The organism is Brevundimonas staleyi (assembly GCF_041893865.1).
Classification (GTDB): Bacteria; Pseudomonadota; Alphaproteobacteria; order Caulobacterales; family Caulobacteraceae; genus Brevundimonas; species Brevundimonas staleyi.
Map to the genome: position 1 here is coordinate 3,939,460 of NZ_CP169082.1, position 16,108 is coordinate 3,955,567.

Consider the following 16,108-nt stretch of genomic DNA (forward strand, 5'->3'; position numbering starts at 1 on the left):
CGCTCCGCAGACGCGGCCGGACGGGATCCGGCGCGCGACGCGGCGGCTCCGCCGCCGTGGAGTTCGCCATGATCTCCATCCCCTTCTTCTTCATGATCTTCGCCGTGCTGGAGCTCGGCCTGGTCTTCATCGTGGATTCCACGCTCGAGACCGCCGTGCAGAAGGCCAGCCGCATCGTGCGGACGGGTCAGGCGGACACCCAGAACATCACCGCCGCCCAGTTCAAGGCCGCCTTCTGCTCGGAGATGAGCGTCTTCCAGGGCGATTGCCCCAGCCGCGCGGACATCGACGTCCGCGTCCTGCCCCAGTTCAGCGACGGCCTGCCCAGCCTGCCGATCAAGGACGGCGTTCTGGACAAGAACCAGTTGCAGTACAATCGCGGCCAGCCCGGCGACCTGATGCTGGTCCGGGTCTTCTATTCTCAGCCCCTGGTCACGCCCTTCATGCAGCAGGCGATGTCCAAGCTGAACTCCGGCGCGGCGGTGATCTCGGTCGCGACCGCCTTCCGCAACGAACCGTATCGCGGGAACACGCCGTGAGCCGTCGCCGCGCCCCCGGCTTCTTCCAGCGTTTCGGCGGCGACCTGTCCGGCAGCTCGGCGGTCGAGTTCGCCATCATCGCCCCGGTCATCGTCCTGATCTATTTCGGCCTCGCGGAGTTCTGTCAGGCCTATATGGCCCAGCGCCGCATGGGCCACGCCACCTCCCAGGTCGCCGACATCGTGGCCCAGTACCAGACCGTGAACGCCACCCTGGTCGACAACACCTTCGCCCTGGGCGGCATCGTCCTGGCGCCCTTCTCGGACTCGACCCTGTCCCTGCGGGTCACCTCCATCACGCGCGGAACCGACGGCGTCGCCCGCGTGGTCTGGAGCCGGGGCAACGGAACCCTGGGCAAGCGCGCGGGCGTGGTCACGGTGCCGGCCGGCCTCATCGCCAACGGCGAGAACATCATCATGAGCGAGGGAACCTACGCCTACACCTCGCCCCTGGGTCAGGTCCTGCCCGGCACCCGGACCTTCAGCCACACCTACTGGCTGCGCCCGCGTCTGGTGAACGCCATTCCCTGCAACGACTGCTAGCCGACGAGCGCCCGCCGGATCGCCGCGATCTTGGCCTCGGTCTCGGCCAGCTCCGACGCCGGATCGCTGTCCGCCACGATCCCCGCCCCCGCCAGGGTCCGGAAAGCCCACCCCTCCCCTTCGCGGTGAAAGCCGATGGTCCGGATCAGCACCGAGGCCGTCAGCCGTTCGTCGTCGTCCAGCAGGAACAGACTGCCGCACCACGGCCCGCGCGGCTCCTCGTGCACCGCGATCACCCGCATGGCCTGATGCTTGGGCGCGCCCGTGATCGAGCCCGGCGGGAAGGTCGCCGCCAGCACCTCGGCGGGTCCGACACCCGCCTCCGCCTCCCCCGTCACGGTCGAGACCAGATGATGGACGGTGGCGAAGCTCTCCAGGGCGAACAGTCTTTCGACCGCGACCGACCCCGGCCGGGCCGCCCGCGACAGGTCGTTCCGCATCAGGTCGACGATCATCAGGTTCTCGGCCCGATCCTTGGCGCTGGCGACCAGTTCGGCGGCGTGGGCCGCATCGACGCGTGCATCCGTATTCCTGGGCCGCGTCCCCTTGATCGGCCGCGTCTCGATACGCCGACTCTCGGGATCGAAGGTCAGGAACAGCTCGGGCGAGTTGGAGACCAGCGCCCGCTCCCCCATCCGCCAGAAGGCGCCGTAAGGCGCGGCCCCCGCCGCCAACCGGACGAAGACCTCGAACGGATCGACGCCGTCCTTCAGCTTGCCCCGCCACGCCCGCGCGATATTGGCCTGAAACAGCTCGCCGCCCGCGATCCGCGCCACGACGTCGGCGACCGCGTCGACGTAGGCCCCATCCGGCCGCTCGGCCTCGAAACCCGCCGCCGGCGACGCGCCCGCGACCGGCATCGCCGCCCCGACGATCCAGCCCGCCGCACGATCCGCCGCCACTCCGGCCGCCGCCTCGTCCGCCCCTAGCCCGACCGCCGACACGACCCGCATCTCGTGGTCGAATACCAGCATGGCCGGATAGCGGGCCAGGGTCAGGTCGGGCCAGTCGCCGGGCGCCGCCTCCCGCTCTCCGGTCGCCGCCCGCGCCCCCGCGTCATAGGTCGCCAGCCCCACGACGAACCGGTTCATTCCCTCGGCGTCCAGCGCCGCGAACGGCCGCTCCGGCGTCATCCGCTCCACGACCACTTGGTCCGGCTTACAGGCCACATAGGACCGCCGCCCGTTCGGCCCGCCGTCGGACAACAGGCACAGCGCCCCCTCGCGATCCGCCAGCCCGGCGGCGACCGCCAGCGGCTCGACCCAGTCCAGCGTCCTCGTGACGCGAACCGTCACGCCGCCAGCCGCTCCGCGATCCGCTCGCGCAGGGCCGCATCGACCCCCAGCGCCTGTTCCAGATAGCCGTCGATCGACCCGTGCCGCTCCTCGATGGAGGCGATGGCGGCGTCCAGATAGGCGGCCTCCACCCCCATGAAGGCGACCACCGCATCGTTCGACGCCTCGCGTCCGGTGAAGCCCTTCAGCTGTTCGGCGATGGCCGGCGCCCGCCCGACCAGATCCACCGCCGTATTGGTCAAGAGATAGTCCTCCATCAGGTCGTCGTGATGGACCCCCGCCAGATGATGGGTCAGGGCCGCCAGCATCCCGGTCCGGTCCTTGCCCGCCGCGCAGTGGATCAGCACCGGCCGGTCGGTCTCGCCGAGCGCCCGGAAATACCGCCCGAACAGGTCCAGGTGCGCCGGAGCGAAAGGCAGGTCGCGATAGAGGCCGGTCATGAAGGTCCGCCCCGAATCCGCGGTCAGGTCCGCGCTCTTCAGGAAGGTGATGTGCGGCGCCTCGCCCCGCTCGTCCAGATCGCTCTCCAGCACCTGGCCGGTGAAGTTGGCCGCCCGTTTCGACGGTTGCCGTCGCCGCTCGACCGGACGCCGCAGATCCACCACGACGCCCAGATCGAAGACCGCCAGCCGCTCCAGATCCGCCTCGGTCACAGAGGCCTGGTGCGCCGACCGGAACAGCCGCCCGGTCTTCAGCGCCCGCCCGGCGGCGGTGTCGTACCCGCCGTAGTCGCGGAAATTGTCCAGGGCGTCGAAGGCGTGGATGCGGGAGGTCATGCCTCCCCTATAGGGCGCCTCAGCGTCCCCCCACCAGCCCGGCCATGGCGTCCAGATAGGCGACGAAGGCCTTGCGCCCCGGTTCGGTCATGGCGGCCTCGGTCAGGGGCTTTCGACCCACGAACCGCTTGGTCACCTGAACGAACCCCGCCTCCTCCAGCTTCCTGAGGTGGACCGACAGATTGCCGTCGGTGGTCTGCAGCCGGGCCTTCAGCGTGGCGAAGTCCGCGCTCTCCACTCCCGACAGGGCCGCCATGATGCCGAGGCGGACCCGTCCGTGGATGACGTCGTCGATCCGGCCGATGTCGAAATCGTCCGACATCCTCAGCCCCGGTTCGCGGCGCGCACCAGCAGATAGCCGGGCAGCGCCATCAGGAGGAACAGGGCGGCGGCGTAGCCGAGGTAGAGGCCGGGATCTCCCGTCAGGGCCGCGAGAGCCGCAGCCGCGACGAACGATCCGATGCTCAGCCACCACAGACGACCATTGCCGTACAGGCTCGCTGTGACCGCCCATCCGAGCGCGTAGAAGACCATGATGATGGACGGGACCAGCCATAGGCCCGCGATGTCCACGCCCCCGCCGAGCCGGGTGTCCCGGATCATCATGCAGGCGAACAGGACGAAGATCGACCAACCGACGCAGCCCCAGATCGTGCTGACCACCCGATTGGCGGTCGTTCTGGTCCCGCCCTGCCCCTTCATCCGCCAGATCAGGATCGGCAGGGTGACGAGGAAGAGCGCCGTCGCCACCAGCCACTGCAGGCCGTTTCCAGTCAGGTCGCGGGACACCAGCCCGGCCAGGGCCGCCCATTGCAGCAGACTGGCGGAGCCGTAGATCAGACCGGCGGAGATCATCACCGAGCCCCCGCGATAGGGTGTCTGGGCGCCCTCGGCGGCGAGGTTTCTCAGCCAGGCGATGTCGGCGGCGTCATTGTCGGAATGGGTCATGGTCGAGGTCTCCCTACAGGGGTTTTCGGATCAGCGCGCGCGGCCGAAGGCCAGGACGGCGCCGGGGATGAGGGCGAAGGCGATCAGGCCGGCGGCATAGGCCAGGTATTGTTCCGGCGTGCCGATCAGCTGGGCCACGCCCGCCGCCGCGACGAACGACCCCAGGGCGACGCCGCCCAGCCATTTCGGCCCGCCGCGCACCACGGCGATGGAGAAGGCCAGGCCGTAGAAGCCCAGGCCGATCGGCGACATCCAGCGCATCAGCTCCCAGTTCTGGGTCAGGGCCGAGGCCCCCGCCAGCGACAGGGCCGCGACGATCTGGGCCAGGATGCTGAACCGCGACCAAGAGGCCGCGCGGATGGCGTGGTCTCCGCCCAGCCCGCGCAGCCGCCGCACGATGACGATGAACAGGGTCACCGCCACCGGCCAGCTCAGCGACAGCAGGGCGGGATGCAGATGGGCCGCCCCGCTCAGCACGCTCCACTGGAACAGGTTGGCGGCGCCGAAGATCGCACCCGCCGCGATCAGATTGCGCCCGGCGGCGACCGCCAGGGTCGGCGCGGCGGCGTTGGAAACGGGTTCGAGGGTGGTCGCGGTCATGAGAAGCATCCGTGTTCGATGAGCTTCAATCTCACATGCACTTTATGTTGTAAAGTTCTTTCTCGATATCCGGTGCGGACGGCGCTCGGCTCGGTTAGATGGTCCCATGCCCCCGACCTACCACTCCATCGCCTACGCCGGTTTCGAGGTCGCCAACCCGGTGACCCTGGACGCCATCTCGGCCCTGGTCGCCCGAACCGCCCTGCCGGCGGGCGCCACCGCGCTCGACATCGGCGCGGGCGCGGGCGGGGTCTCGGTCGCCCTGGCCCGCGACTTTGGGCTGAACGTCCAGGCCATCGAACGCTATCCCGACATGGCCGAGATGATCCGCGACCGCGCCCAAGCCTCGGGCGTTTCCGACCGGGTCGCGGTCGTCGCCGAGGGATCCGCCACGGCGCTCGACCGCCTCGCCCCCGCCGACCTGATCGTGGCGCTCGGCTCCACCGAGCCGGCCGGTCCCGGCATTCGCTCGGCCGCCGCCATCTTCATGGTCCTCGCCGACCGGCTGGCCTCGCCGGGCTGGCTGTTGTGGGGCGACCTGACCTGGAAGGGCGAACCGCCCGCGCCCCTGCGTCAGGTCATCGGCGCGACCGGTGACTATGCGACCCACGAAGGCTGGCTGGCGGCGGCCGAGGCCGCGGGGCTGGAGGTCGTCTCGGCCGAGATCGCGCCGGACGCCGACTGGGACGCCTTCTTCGGCGGCGCCGACGCGCGGGTGCGGGACTGGCTGGACGCCAACCCCGACCACCCCTCCGCCCCCTCGATCCGCCAGCGCGCCGACCTGTCCAAGGCGACGTTCGACTTTGGCCGGCCCTACCTCAGCTTCGGGCTCTATCTGTTCCGCAAAACCTGAACCCTCTCCCTCCCCCTCGGGGGAGGGTGGTCGCAGCGCAGCGGAGACCGGGTGGGGGCAGCAAGGCGACCAAGCGACGATATAAGCGGGGCCTTGCCTGGCCTCCCCACCCCGTCGCTGCGCGACGACCCTTCCCCGCAGGGGGAGGGAAAAGGCGGTGGAGTTGGCAAAGCACCCCCCGAAATCCCTTTTCCAATCAAAGCCCCGAACTTTTAAGACGCCTTTTATCTGGCGCCCCTCCAGACGGGGTTACAATGGCTTCGAGGGTCGAAACCCACGCGCCAAGGGAAAGGAGATTTCGTCCGTTTCGTCCGTTTTGTCCGCTTCGTTTCGTCCGGACGAACCGGACGAAATCACCGGAACGGCGGCTCGTCGAAGGCGCGCAGCTTGCGGGAATGCAGGCTGGAGCCTTCCTTCCGCAGCAGGTCGATCGCCTGGATGCCGATCTGCAAATGCTCCGAGATCGAGCCTTCGTAGAAGCGGTTGGCCTGCCCCGGCAGCTTGATCTCGCCGTGAAGCGGCTTGTCGGACACGCAGAGCAGCGTCCCGTAGGGCACGCGGAAGCGATAGCCCTGGGCCGCGATGGTCGCGCTTTCCATGTCGATGGCGACGGCTCTGGACTGGTTGAACCTCAGCGCCGACTTGGAATAGCGCAGCTCCCAGTTCCGGTCGTCGGTGGTCACCACCGTGCCGGTGCGGAGGCGGCGCTTGACCTCCTCGCCCGGCGCGCCGGAGACCTGTTTGGCCGCGTCGTAGAGGGCCCGCTGAACCTCGGCGATCGAGGGGATCGGGATGTCCGGCGGCAGGACCGCGTCCAGCACATGGTCGTCGCGCAGATAGGCGTGGGCCAGGACGTAGTCGCCGATGGTCTGGGAAGGACGCAAGCCCCCGCAGTGGCCGATCATCATCCAGGCGTGCGGACGGGTCACGGCCAGGTGGTCGCAGATGGTCTTGGCGTTCGACGGACCAACCCCGATGTTGACCAGGGTGATGCCGGTGTGGCCCGGCGCGGTCAGGTGATAGGCGGGCATCTGGTGCTTCTTCCAGGCTGCGTCCATCACCGCGTCGGCGTCGGCCGTGTCCCGCGTGATGACCACCCCGCCGGCGCACGACAGGGTCTCATAGATGCTGTTCGGGTCCTTCAGCTGCTCCACCGCCCAGCGCACGAAGTCGTCGACGTAGCGGTTGTAGTTGGTGAACAGGATGTAGGACTGGACGTCCTCGACCGGGGTCCCGGTGTAGTGCCTGAGGCGCGCCAGCGAGAAGTCGGTCCTGAGGCCGTCGAATTGCGACAGGGGGAAGTCCTCGGCCGGGTCGAACAGGCCGTCGGAGATTTCGTCGCCGATATGGGCCAGGTCGGTGGTCGGGAAATAGCGGGCGATGGCCGCCGTCTGCGACGGGTTCAGCACCACGTCCGAGCCGTCCAGCACATAGGGGAAGGGGATTTCCTGCTCCGACGGACCGACCTCGAAGGCGACGTCATAGTCCTGCTGCAGCAGGGTCAGCTGCTCCATCAGATAGGGGCGATAGAGGTCCGGCCGGGTGATGGTGGTGGTGTAGACGCCCTGGCGCGACATCCGGGCATAGGAGCGGATCGGCAGGTTGGTCGGCCGGTCGCCGAACCAGGTGATGGTCAGGGAGGGGTAGGAGAAGAGGCCCTTGGCGCGGGCTTCGGGATCCGCCTTCTCGCCCGTGGCGAGGAAGGTCTTCACCGCCTCACGCAGGCTGGCGACGGATTGAGTGTAGAGGGCTTCGAGGCGATCCAGGGCCTCGGGCGCGCCCAGCGCCCCTTTTTTCTGTTCTGTCATGACCTCCCCTACCCGAGGAAGATGGCGCTGGCGAGACGGTCAAGGTTCAACACAGCTTTCGAACCGTTACGGAGCGGGCGTGATCTCCGCCTCGGTCAGAGTCAGCTTGTCGTCGACGACCTCGAACGCCATCTCGACCGAGCCCGCCGTGCCGCAGCACTCGCCGTCGTCGGCCCGCCACAGCGGCGACCAGGCGGTGCAGGCCGAGGTCGCGACGACGAAGGCCAGGATCGCCAGAGCCGTGACACGCATGAAGTCCTCCCGTTCCAGAAGGAGACGGCATCACTTCGCAGAACGGCGCTACTGATGCGCCCTGACGCCCAGCTCGCGGTGGAAGAAGGCCGAGACATCGGCCAGCACCGGCGCCTTCTTGCGGAACAGGGGCGAGAAGGTCGCGATCAGGTCCTCGTGGCTGAGCCCGGGATACAGTTTCGCCTCGCAACGTCCACCCAGTTCCCGCATCCGCGCCTCCAGCAGGATGGTGTCCTCGTCGTGGACGACGACGTCGGCGGTCCCGTGCCCGAGCCACAGGGGCGGGGCGTCCGCGCGGGCGAAATGCAGCGGCTGGGTCTGCTCGGGGTCGGGGGCCTGACCGAAGGCGTTGATCGAGGCCGGCACGTCGAACGGCAGGAAGTCGTAGGGCCCCGCCAGTCCCGCCGCGGCCTTGATCAGATCAGGCTGGCCGACAGCCTCCATGTAGCGACGGTCCAGCGCGATCATCATGGCCAGATGCGCGCCCGCCGAATGGCCGAGCACGCCCAGTCTCGTCGGATCGCCGCCATACCGCGCCGCGACCTCCGCCACCCGAGCGGTCGCGGCGGCCGCGTCCTGAATGAAGACCGGGAACAGGACCTCGGGAACCAGCCGATAGTCGGGCACGGCGACGACGACCCCCTGCGCCGCCAGCGCCTGGGCCGCCCAGCCGTAGAGGTCTTTCGATCCCGAGTCCCAACCGCCGCCGTAGAAGAAGACCACCACCGGCAGGGGCGAGGTCGGACCGGCTCCGGTTGGCGCATAGAGGTCGAACCGCTGGCGGGGGTGCGATCCGTATTCCAGATCGCGCGCCACCCGCCCCACGCCCCGATCGCGCGGGCCGAAACTGTTCAGCATCCCGAGCGGGCTGCAGGCCGCCGCGAGCGACGCGACCACGGCGCCGAGGGCGGGGGCGAACAGGCCTCTGCGGGTCATCGGTGGTCGTCTCTCATCAGCGGATCGAGGTCAGATACGCCATCACCCACCGTTTGGCCTCATCGCGCATTGGCGATCAGGGAGCCGCAGTTGGCGTCCTCGGCTAGGCCCGGCTCGACGAAGGCGAACAGGGCGGCGACCGGCGCGACCACGGAGGCCAGCAGGCCCGTCAGCCCGGCCTGGGCCACCACAGAGCCCGTCTCCACCCCGACGCTGGGCGAAGACAGCTGGCCGCGCACATGGATCGGCGTCCACAGGCGCAACAGGCGCGGCCTCTTGGACTCGCCGTCGATCTTCAGGTCCAGGGTCTCGGTCCCCAGATTGATCGAGCCGGTGCCCTGGGCCAGCACCACATCGGTGTCGATGACGAAGGTCTTGGCCCGAGCGACGCCGCCCGTGACCTCGAAATCCGCCACGCCACAGCGGATCGAACTGCGCGACTGGTCTCCGCTCAACAGCTTCAGCAGGCCGGCGCTGGCGTTGATGCCCAGCAGTTCGGCGAAGGCGGCGCGCATCTCGCCCTGCGGCACGACCAGGCTGATCGAGCCTTTCGAGGCGGCGGCGAAGCGGTGGATCGAGTTGCCCGGCCCTTCCAGACGAGCGCGGCCCAGAGCCCGGCCGGTGATCGGTGCGACGCCGCCCTGGGCCGGGATGATCGATTCCAGCGGATAGCCGGCGAGACGGAAATCGATGGCGCTATAGGGCATATCGCGCGTCGCGTTGATCTTGGCCGTGCCGTTCAGTTCGCCGCGATTGAAGACGAACGAGACTGGATCAAGGTCGAGGATGCCGCCCTCCAGCACCGCACCCAGATTGACCTGACGGATGTCGAGGTCGTTCGCCTTCACCGCCGCCGCGCGATAGGTCAGCGTCCCATCCATGGTGCGCAGCCGGTCGACCTGCAGGGTCGCGTCGGGCAGCAGCATCCCGGGCCCCGAGCCCGAGGCGACGGTCGTCGTATTGGTGCCGGCCTCGTTGGTGCGCGTGTCGGCGCCGAGGATGGCCATGAGGTCGTCGATGTCGAGCAGGCGCGAGGTCAGTTGCGCCTCGACGTTCAACCGCTCCCCGGCGTCCACCTTCACGTCGCCGGACAAGTCCGACGATCCGACCCGACCCGAGAAGTCGTTGAAGGTCCACACCGCGTCATCCCGCGTCAGGGCGCCCGACAGCCGATAGGGCGGCGTGTTCGGCAGGGTCACGCCCGTCAGCAGATAGAGGTCGTTCAGGTCCTGGCCTTGCAGGCTCAGGGTCGAGGTGAACCGGCCCAGGTCGAACGGCCGCGTGATCGCGCCTTCCGCCACCAGCCGCGAACGCGCCCCGGCCAGGGTCGCCTCGAACGCATAGGGCCGGTCGCGGCGGATGTTGATGAAGGGCCCGCCCTCGATCCGCAACGTCAGGGGCGAACCGTTGATCGAGCCTTCGCCGGTCAACAGGAAGCCGCTTTCGCCGTCGTTCGCGCTCGCCGCCTCGCGCGCCGTGACGGCGGCTTCGAGCGTGATGTCGCGATCCTGGGCGTCCAGCGACACCCGGCCGTCCTGGATGATCAGCTGGTTGATCAGCGGGAACTTCATGCCCTCGCCGGTGTCCGGCTTGTCGGGCTCCAGCTCCCAACTCTGGCGGCCGTCCTCGGTCGAGATCAGGACCACGTTCGGCCGGGTGATCGACAGCAGCGGCATCTCGATCTGGCCGGCGAACAGCTTTCTCAGGCGCACGCTGGCCTCGATCCGCTCGACGTTGGCGGTGTCTTCCTCGCGCGCCCAGTCGGGGCCGCCGAACTTCAGGTCGCGCACGACCACCGACGGCGTCCAGCTGAACAGGTTGACGTCCAGGTCGCCCTGCAAGGCGATCTCGCGGTCGTATTTGGCCGAGGCCCAGCGCCCGATCGGTCCTCTCAGCCAGTTCCAGTTGAACAGCATGAGGAAGATCACGACGGCCAGAATCAGCAGGAGCGTCACCGAGGCGGCGATCTTTTCGGTCCGGCCCGGTCGGCGGAAGGAGCCGTAGACCGGATCGTTCTCCACCACCCAGTCGCGCCATCCCCGCACGCGCGCTCCCGCAGGAACCAGGGCGCGTTCACGCAGGTCCTGCCAGTTCGACGGCAAATTCAGAGAGTTGGGGAGAAGGCGCTTCACGGTGAAGCACAACGCGCCAGACGCCGGAAAGGCGCCAAGGCCAAGCGCGACTGTTTGCGAGACGCTGTCGATTTCATCCGTTTGCAGCGGACTTGTCTTATTTTCTTTACATAGCGGCCATCGCGCGCATAATTCCTCCGAACCCAGACATCTTTCTGGTCTTTTGGAGGAGACCGCCATGACCCGTTTCACCACCCTCGCCGCCGTCGCAGCCCTCGCCGCGTCCGTCGCCGCCCCCGCCCTGGCCCAGCAGCATCGCCTGCCGACCGAGGCCCCGGCCGGCGCCCAGCGCGTGGTGATGATGTGCGAGAACGACGCCGCGACCCGCAGCGCCTTCCGCCGCGAGCATGGGACGCCCCCGGCCTTCGTGACGGCCGATCAGGCGCTTCAGGCCCGCAGCCGTGGCGAGACCTGGTCGGCGCCCCGCTGCATGACGGCGCGCGAGCACGCCCGCCTGACCCAGACGCTGAACACCTACGCCGCTGTTCGCTAGGTTCAGGCGACATTTTCATCCGTCCATCCCAGCGAAGACTGGGGTGGACGGGTGTGATGGCTGAGCTGACGACCCGGACTCCAAAACACCGTCCGAAGAGTCCGAAGCGTTCGGATCGTCCATGGCCTCATGACGCGCGCCTCCTGTGAACGGATCAGTATGGGGCCGTTTCGAGGGGCGTTAAGGAAAAGGGCTTTCAGAAGATCGGGGCGTTGGAATCGTTGGCGGATTCCGGGGATGCTTTGCCAACTCCGCCATCGGCTTCATCCGCGGACTTCAGCGAAGGCTGAGGGGCACGGGAGAATCGCAACTGTCGATCGGACCTGGGGCTAACCTTGGGCGCTGCGGATCGCCGCGGCGCCCGCCGGCGGGGCGATGACGGCCGCGAACAGCACATAGGCCGTGAGAAGCGCCAGCGCCGACAGCGGGCTCAGCCCTGCCGCCGCGCGATCCAGCGCGCCCGATCCGAACACCACCGGCGGAATGAACAGCGGCAGGACCACCACCGCGATCAGCAGCCCGCCGCGCTTGGCCCCCAGAGCCAATGCCGCGCCGAGCGCTCCGGTGAAGGCGAAGCCCAAACCTCCGATCAGGGCCGACAGGGCCGTCAGCGGCGCCAGTTCGACCGGCTGACCTAGGGCCATGGCCGCCACGGGCGCCGTCAGGGCCAGGGGCAGACCCGTCGCGATCCACTGGCTGATCGCCTTGATCGCGAACACGGCCTCCAGCGGCAGGGGCCCGGTCGCCAGAAGATCCAGCGCCCCGTCCTCCAGATCCCGCTCGAACAGCCGCTCCAGCGAGAGCAAGGACGACAGGGCCAGAGCCAGCCAGGCGACCCCCGCCGCCACGGGTTTGAGCACGTTCGGATCGCCGCCTGCCGCCAACGGCACGACCGTCGTCAGACAGGCGAAGAACCCGCAGGCCAGCAGCGGCCCGCCGCCTCCGCCCCAGGCCAGGGCCAGTTCGCGTTTGAACAGGACCGATGCGCTGCTCATTTCTCCTCCCTGTTCGCCGCTTGGCGAATGGGGAGGTGGCGCGGCGCGGTTTCAGCGCCGTGACGGAGGGGGCGAGACGGTGGTTTGAGCGAGGGCTGGCGGGTGCTCGTCCGTCGAAACCCGGTCGCCCCCTCCGTCACGACCCCAAGCGGGGTCGCGCCACCTCCCCATCGCTGCGCGGCGGGGAGGAGAAAGATCATCGAACTCATCGCCCCGCCCCCAGGTCGAGCGCCCGCGTCGGGATCGGCAGGGGATCGTGGACCGCCGCCAGGATCAGGCCGCCGCCGTCCAGATGCCGCGCCATCATCGTGCCCACGGCCTCTCGCCATTTCGCGTCGAGCGGGCTCAGCGGCTCGTCCAGCAGCCACAGGGCGCGCGGCGATCCGATCAGCCGCGCCATGGCCAGCCGGCGCCTCTGCCCCGCCGAGAGCTTCCGCACCTCCAGATCCAGCAGCGGCTTCAACCCGAGCGTCTCAACCGCATGGTCTATGCCATGGTGGCTGCGGCCCAGCCATTGCGACTGGAACATCAGCTCGTCGCGCGCCGTCCGCTGACCCTTCAGCCCGTCCAGGTGGCCCAGCAGATGCACCTCGTGGGCGCGGGCCAGATCGACCTCGATCGGCTGGTCGTCGCCGTCGCGGAAGGCGACCTCTCCAGCCTCGGGACGCAGGAAACCGGCCACCGCCCGCAGCAGCGAGGTCTTGCCCGCACCGTTGGCTCCGGTCAGGGCCACGGCCTCTCCGGCACCCAGCGAAAACGACAGCCCGGCGAACAGGGTCCGCTCCCCGCGCCTCAGGCTCAGGTCGGTGATGGCGAGGGTGTGAATCATCTTCTCCCTCCCCCTCGGGGGAGGGTGGCTGAGCGGAGCGAAGCCGGGTGGGGAGGGCAAGGCAAGGCCCCTCGATTCCGTCGCCACGTCGCCTGCCCCTCCCCACCCCGTCGCTTCGCGACGACCCTCCCCCGAGGGGGAGGGAGAGCGTTGATTCTGCGACCCGTTCTCAATGTCCCCACACAGGACGTGGATACATGGACGCACCCCTCGAGCAGAGCTATATGCGCGGTCGCCGCAGCAGGCTGTCGCCGCGCGCGCAAGGGACCTGTGCGCCCCTGCGATCGCCGCGAGACGGCGCAACCGGATGTCCGGGCGGCTTTGACCAGAGGACCCTCTCCCATGCCGTCAGTCGACAGCCTCAAGACCCGCCAGGACCTTTCCGTCGGGCGCAAGAAATACGCCTATTACAGCCTTCCCGCCGCCGAGGAAGCCGGTCTGGCCGGCATCTCGCGTCTGCCGCGCTCGATGAAGGTGCTTCTGGAGAACCTTCTGCGCAACGAAGACGGCGTCTCGGTCACCGAGGCCGACCTGAAGGCGGTCGCCGCCTGGGTCGAGAACAAGGGCTCGGTCGAGCACGAGATCGCCTTCCGTCCGGCCCGCGTCCTGATGCAGGACTTCACCGGCGTCCCGGCCGTCGTGGACCTGGCCGCCATGCGCGACGCCATGTCGGCCCTGGGCGCCGACGCCTCCAAGATCAACCCGCTGGTCCCCGTCGACCTGGTCATCGACCACTCGGTCATGGTCGACCACTTCGGCACGGCCAAGGCCTTCAACCAGAACGTCGAGCGCGAGTACGAGCGCAACATCGAGCGCTACAACTTCCTGCGCTGGGGCTCCTCGGCCTTCAACAACTTCCGCGTCGTGCCCCCCGGCACCGGCATCTGCCACCAGGTGAACCTGGAGAACCTGGCCCAGACCGTCTGGACGCTGGAAGAGGGCAAGAAGACCGTCGCCTATCCCGACACCGTCGTCGGCACCGACTCGCACACGACGATGATCAACGGCCTGGCCGTCCTGGGCTGGGGCGTCGGCGGCATCGAGGCCGAGGCCGCCATGCTGGGCCAGCCGATCCCGATGCTGATCCCGGAAGTCATCGGCTTCAAACTGACCGGCAAGCTGCCGGAAGGCGCCACCGCCACCGACCTGGTCCTGACCGTCACCCAGATGCTGCGCAAGAAGGGCGTGGTCGGCAAGTTCGTGGAGTTCTACGGCGACGCCCTGACCGGCCTGACGCTGGAAGACCAGGCGACCATCGCCAACATGGCCCCGGAATACGGCGCCACCTGCGGCTTCTTCCCTGTCTCGCAAGCGACCATCGACTTCCTGACCGCCACGGGTCGCGACAAGGCGCGCGTCGCCCTGGTCGAGGCCTACGCCAAGGCCCAGGGCCTGTGGATCGACGAAACCTCGGAAGAGCCGGTCTTCACCGACACCCTGGAACTGGACCTGGCCTCGGTCGTGCCGTCGCTGGCCGGTCCGAAGCGTCCGCAGGACCGCGTCGAACTGACCACCGCCGCGCCCGAGTTCGAAGGCCACCTGACCGGCACCTTCGCCCGCACCTCGGACGCCGCCCGCGCCGACGTCGAGGGTGAGAAATTCTCGGTCGGCGACGGCGACGTCGTCATCGCGGCCATCACCTCCTGCACCAACACCTCGAACCCGTCGGTCCTGATCGCCGCCGGTCTGGTGGCCCGCAAGGCCCATGCGCTGGGCCTCAAGCCCAAGCCCTGGGTCAAGACCTCGCTGGCCCCGGGTTCGCAGGTCGTCACCGACTACCTGACCGACGCCGGCCTGCAGAAGGATCTGGACGCCATCGGCTTCAACCTGGTCGGCTACGGCTGCACCACCTGCATCGGCAACTCCGGCCCGCTGGACCCGGCGATCTCCAAGGCGATCAACGAGAACGGCATCGTCGCCACCTCGGTCCTGTCGGGCAACCGCAACTTCGAAGGCCGCGTGAACCCGGACGTCCAGGCCAACTACCTGGCCTCGCCGCCGCTGGTCGTCGCCTACGCCCTGGCCGGCTCGATGCGCATCGACATCACCAAGGAGCCGATCGGCCAGGACAAGAAGGGCAACGACGTCTTCCTGAAGGACGTCTGGCCGACCACGCAGGAAGTCGCCGACATCCAGCGCAAGTCGGTGACCCCGGCCATGTTCGCCAAACGCTACAAGGACGTCTTCAAGGGCGACAAGCACTGGCAGGCCATCCAGGTCTCGGGCGGCCAGACCTATGAGTGGGACGGTTCGTCCACCTACGTCGCCAACCCGCCGTACTTCGAAGGCCTGTCCATGGAGCCGAAGCCGGTTCAGGACATCGTCGAGGGCCGGGTGCTGGCCATCTTCGGCGACTCGATCACCACCGACCACATCTCCCCGGCCGGTTCGATCAAGAAGACCTCGCCGGCCGGCCAGTGGCTGACCAACCACGGCGTCGACGCCCTGGACTTCAACTCCTACGGCGCCCGTCGCGGCCACCACGAAGTCATGATGCGCGGCACCTTCGCCAACATCCGCATCCGCAACAAGATCACGCCCGAGATCGAAGGCGGCGTGACCAAGCATTTCCCGTCGGGCGACGTGATGTCGATCTATGATGCGGCCATGCGCTACCAGTCGGAAGGCCGTCCTCTGGTCGTCTTCGCCGGCAAGGAATACGGCACCGGCTCGTCGCGCGACTGGGCGGCCAAGGGCACCAACCTGCTGGGCGTCCGCGCCGTCATCGCCGAGAGCTTCGAGCGTATCCACCGCTCCAACCTGATCGGCATGGGCGTGGTGCCGCTGCAGTTCAAACAGGACGGCTGGCTGAAGCTGGGCCTGACGGGTGAGGAGATCGTCACCATCCGCGGCCTGACCGACGCCAACACCGGCAAGCTGAAGCCGCGTCAGGACCTGTGGGTCGAGCTGTTCCGCCCGTCGGACGGCAAGATGGCCCGCTTCCCGGTCCGCTGCCGCATCGACAACCAGACCGAGCTGGAATACCTGCGCGCCGGCGGCGTCATGCCCTACGTCCTGCGGAACCTGGCCACGAGCTAAGCCGCTGGCCTCAAGTAGTGAGGCGCCGCGCGCCGAACGATAGGCCACAAAAATGAAGGGCCGGAGCATCG

Annotated in this window: 16 protein-coding genes; 5 read left to right on the forward strand and 11 right to left on the reverse strand. The window is 68.5% G+C overall.

The annotated features are described in order from the left end of the window. Positions 1–68: 68 nt before the first annotated feature. Both ACETK8_RS19740 and ACETK8_RS19745 read left to right on the forward strand, forming a co-directional pair. The gene (locus ACETK8_RS19740) at positions 69–539 is read left to right on the forward strand and encodes a TadE/TadG family type IV pilus assembly protein (protein ID WP_374037528.1); all 471 of its coding nucleotides are present in this window, start codon (positions 69–71) and stop codon (positions 537–539) included. Then, positions 536–1,081, forward strand: a complete 546-nt coding sequence (locus tag ACETK8_RS19745) for a TadE/TadG family type IV pilus assembly protein (protein ID WP_374037529.1) — start codon at positions 536–538, stop codon at positions 1,079–1,081. Before ACETK8_RS19740 ends, ACETK8_RS19745 begins: the two co-directional genes overlap by 4 nt. Here the strand turns inward: ACETK8_RS19745 and ACETK8_RS19750 are convergent. Genes ACETK8_RS19750 through ACETK8_RS19770 form a run of 5 tightly spaced genes read right to left on the reverse strand, consistent with a single transcriptional unit; the run spans position 1,078 to position 4,700 of the window. Continuing rightward, complete coding sequence (locus ACETK8_RS19750) at positions 1,078–2,376, reverse strand: anthranilate synthase component I family protein (protein ID WP_374037530.1); 1,299 nt, start codon at positions 2,374–2,376, stop codon at positions 1,078–1,080. The two genes, ACETK8_RS19745 and ACETK8_RS19750, sit on opposite strands and share 4 nt — an antisense overlap. Continuing rightward, positions 2,373–3,152, reverse strand: a complete 780-nt coding sequence (locus ACETK8_RS19755; protein ID WP_374037531.1) for a tyrosine-protein phosphatase — start codon at positions 3,150–3,152, stop codon at positions 2,373–2,375. Before ACETK8_RS19755 ends, ACETK8_RS19750 begins: the two co-directional genes overlap by 4 nt. A gap of 19 nt (positions 3,153–3,171) precedes the next feature. Then, positions 3,172–3,474, reverse strand: coding sequence for a winged helix-turn-helix domain-containing protein (locus ACETK8_RS19760; protein ID WP_374037532.1), 303 nt, complete (start codon positions 3,472–3,474; stop codon positions 3,172–3,174). Between the two features lie 2 nt (positions 3,475–3,476). Continuing rightward, complete coding sequence (locus tag ACETK8_RS19765; protein ID WP_374037533.1) at positions 3,477–4,100, reverse strand: hypothetical protein; 624 nt, start codon at positions 4,098–4,100, stop codon at positions 3,477–3,479. Positions 4,101–4,130: 30 nt separating this feature from the next. Then, a complete protein-coding gene (locus ACETK8_RS19770; RefSeq protein WP_374037534.1) occupies positions 4,131–4,700 on the reverse strand; it encodes a hypothetical protein in 570 nt (189 codons plus the stop codon). Positions 4,701–4,806: 106 nt separating this feature from the next. On the opposite strand from ACETK8_RS19770, the gene ACETK8_RS19775 reads away from it, so the two are divergent. Further along, the gene (locus ACETK8_RS19775) at positions 4,807–5,553 is read left to right on the forward strand and encodes an SAM-dependent methyltransferase (RefSeq protein WP_374037535.1); all 747 of its coding nucleotides are present in this window, start codon (positions 4,807–4,809) and stop codon (positions 5,551–5,553) included. A gap of 353 nt (positions 5,554–5,906) precedes the next feature. Here the strand turns inward: ACETK8_RS19775 and ACETK8_RS19780 are convergent, their stop codons facing one another. From ACETK8_RS19780 to ACETK8_RS19795, 4 genes are all read right to left on the reverse strand, one after another. Further along, positions 5,907–7,361, reverse strand: a complete 1,455-nt coding sequence (locus ACETK8_RS19780; RefSeq protein ID WP_374037536.1) for an AMP nucleosidase — start codon at positions 7,359–7,361, stop codon at positions 5,907–5,909. Between the two features lie 66 nt (positions 7,362–7,427). After that, the gene (locus tag ACETK8_RS19785; protein WP_374037537.1) at positions 7,428–7,613 is read right to left on the reverse strand and encodes a hypothetical protein; all 186 of its coding nucleotides are present in this window, start codon (positions 7,611–7,613) and stop codon (positions 7,428–7,430) included. A 48-nt stretch (positions 7,614–7,661) separates the two neighbouring features. Next, on the reverse strand, positions 7,662–8,549 hold the full coding sequence (locus tag ACETK8_RS19790; protein WP_374037538.1) for an alpha/beta hydrolase: 888 nt from the start codon (positions 8,547–8,549) through the stop codon (positions 7,662–7,664). A gap of 59 nt (positions 8,550–8,608) precedes the next feature. After that, positions 8,609–10,681 (reverse strand): AsmA family protein, encoded by a 2,073-nt coding sequence (locus ACETK8_RS19795; protein ID WP_374037539.1) that lies wholly within the window; start codon positions 10,679–10,681, stop codon positions 8,609–8,611. A gap of 178 nt (positions 10,682–10,859) precedes the next feature. On the opposite strand from ACETK8_RS19795, the gene ACETK8_RS19800 reads away from it, so the two are divergent. Further along, positions 10,860–11,174 carry a hypothetical protein gene (locus ACETK8_RS19800; protein ID WP_374037540.1) on the forward strand — a complete coding sequence of 105 codons (315 nt, stop codon included), beginning with the start codon at positions 10,860–10,862 and terminating at the stop codon, positions 11,172–11,174. Between the two features lie 329 nt (positions 11,175–11,503). Here the strand turns inward: ACETK8_RS19800 and ccmB are convergent, their stop codons facing one another. Next, positions 11,504–12,169, reverse strand: coding sequence for a heme exporter protein CcmB (gene ccmB / locus ACETK8_RS19805; RefSeq protein WP_374037541.1), 666 nt, complete (start codon positions 12,167–12,169; stop codon positions 11,504–11,506). Positions 12,170–12,374: 205 nt separating this feature from the next. After that, on the reverse strand, positions 12,375–12,998 hold the full coding sequence (gene ccmA, locus ACETK8_RS19810) for a heme ABC exporter ATP-binding protein CcmA (RefSeq protein WP_374037542.1): 624 nt from the start codon (positions 12,996–12,998) through the stop codon (positions 12,375–12,377). A gap of 342 nt (positions 12,999–13,340) precedes the next feature. Between ccmA and acnA the strand changes: the two genes are divergently transcribed. Then, positions 13,341–16,037 carry an aconitate hydratase AcnA gene (acnA, locus tag ACETK8_RS19815; RefSeq protein WP_374037543.1) on the forward strand — a complete coding sequence of 899 codons (2,697 nt, stop codon included), beginning with the start codon at positions 13,341–13,343 and terminating at the stop codon, positions 16,035–16,037. Positions 16,038–16,108: the final 71 nt, after the last annotated feature.

Excerpts from the sequence above, each read along its gene's own strand:
- ACETK8_RS19755 (WP_374037531.1), bottom strand. The coding sequence starts at position 3,152 with ATGACCTCCCGCATCCACGCCTTCGACGCCCTGGACAATTTCCGCGAC.
- ACETK8_RS19765 (WP_374037533.1), bottom strand. The coding sequence starts at position 4,100 with ATGACCCATTCCGACAATGACGCCGCCGACATCGCCTGGCTGAGAAAC.
- ACETK8_RS19800 (WP_374037540.1), top strand. The coding sequence starts at position 10,860 with ATGACCCGTTTCACCACCCTCGCCGCCGTCGCAGCCCTCGCCGCGTCC.
- ccmB (WP_374037541.1), bottom strand. The coding sequence starts at position 12,169 with ATGAGCAGCGCATCGGTCCTGTTCAAACGCGAACTGGCCCTGGCCTGG.
- ACETK8_RS19785 (WP_374037537.1), bottom strand. The coding sequence starts at position 7,613 with ATGCGTGTCACGGCTCTGGCGATCCTGGCCTTCGTCGTCGCGACCTCG.
- ACETK8_RS19780 (WP_374037536.1), bottom strand. The coding sequence starts at position 7,361 with ATGACAGAACAGAAAAAAGGGGCGCTGGGCGCGCCCGAGGCCCTGGAT.
- ACETK8_RS19770 (WP_374037534.1), bottom strand. The coding sequence starts at position 4,700 with ATGACCGCGACCACCCTCGAACCCGTTTCCAACGCCGCCGCGCCGACC.
- ACETK8_RS19790 (WP_374037538.1), bottom strand. The coding sequence starts at position 8,549 with ATGACCCGCAGAGGCCTGTTCGCCCCCGCCCTCGGCGCCGTGGTCGCG.
- ACETK8_RS19740 (WP_374037528.1), top strand. The coding sequence starts at position 69 with ATGATCTCCATCCCCTTCTTCTTCATGATCTTCGCCGTGCTGGAGCTC.
- ACETK8_RS19775 (WP_374037535.1), top strand. The coding sequence starts at position 4,807 with ATGCCCCCGACCTACCACTCCATCGCCTACGCCGGTTTCGAGGTCGCC.
- acnA (WP_374037543.1), top strand. The coding sequence starts at position 13,341 with ATGCCGTCAGTCGACAGCCTCAAGACCCGCCAGGACCTTTCCGTCGGG.
- ACETK8_RS19760 (WP_374037532.1), bottom strand. The coding sequence starts at position 3,474 with ATGTCGGACGATTTCGACATCGGCCGGATCGACGACGTCATCCACGGA.
- ccmA (WP_374037542.1), bottom strand. The coding sequence starts at position 12,998 with ATGATTCACACCCTCGCCATCACCGACCTGAGCCTGAGGCGCGGGGAG.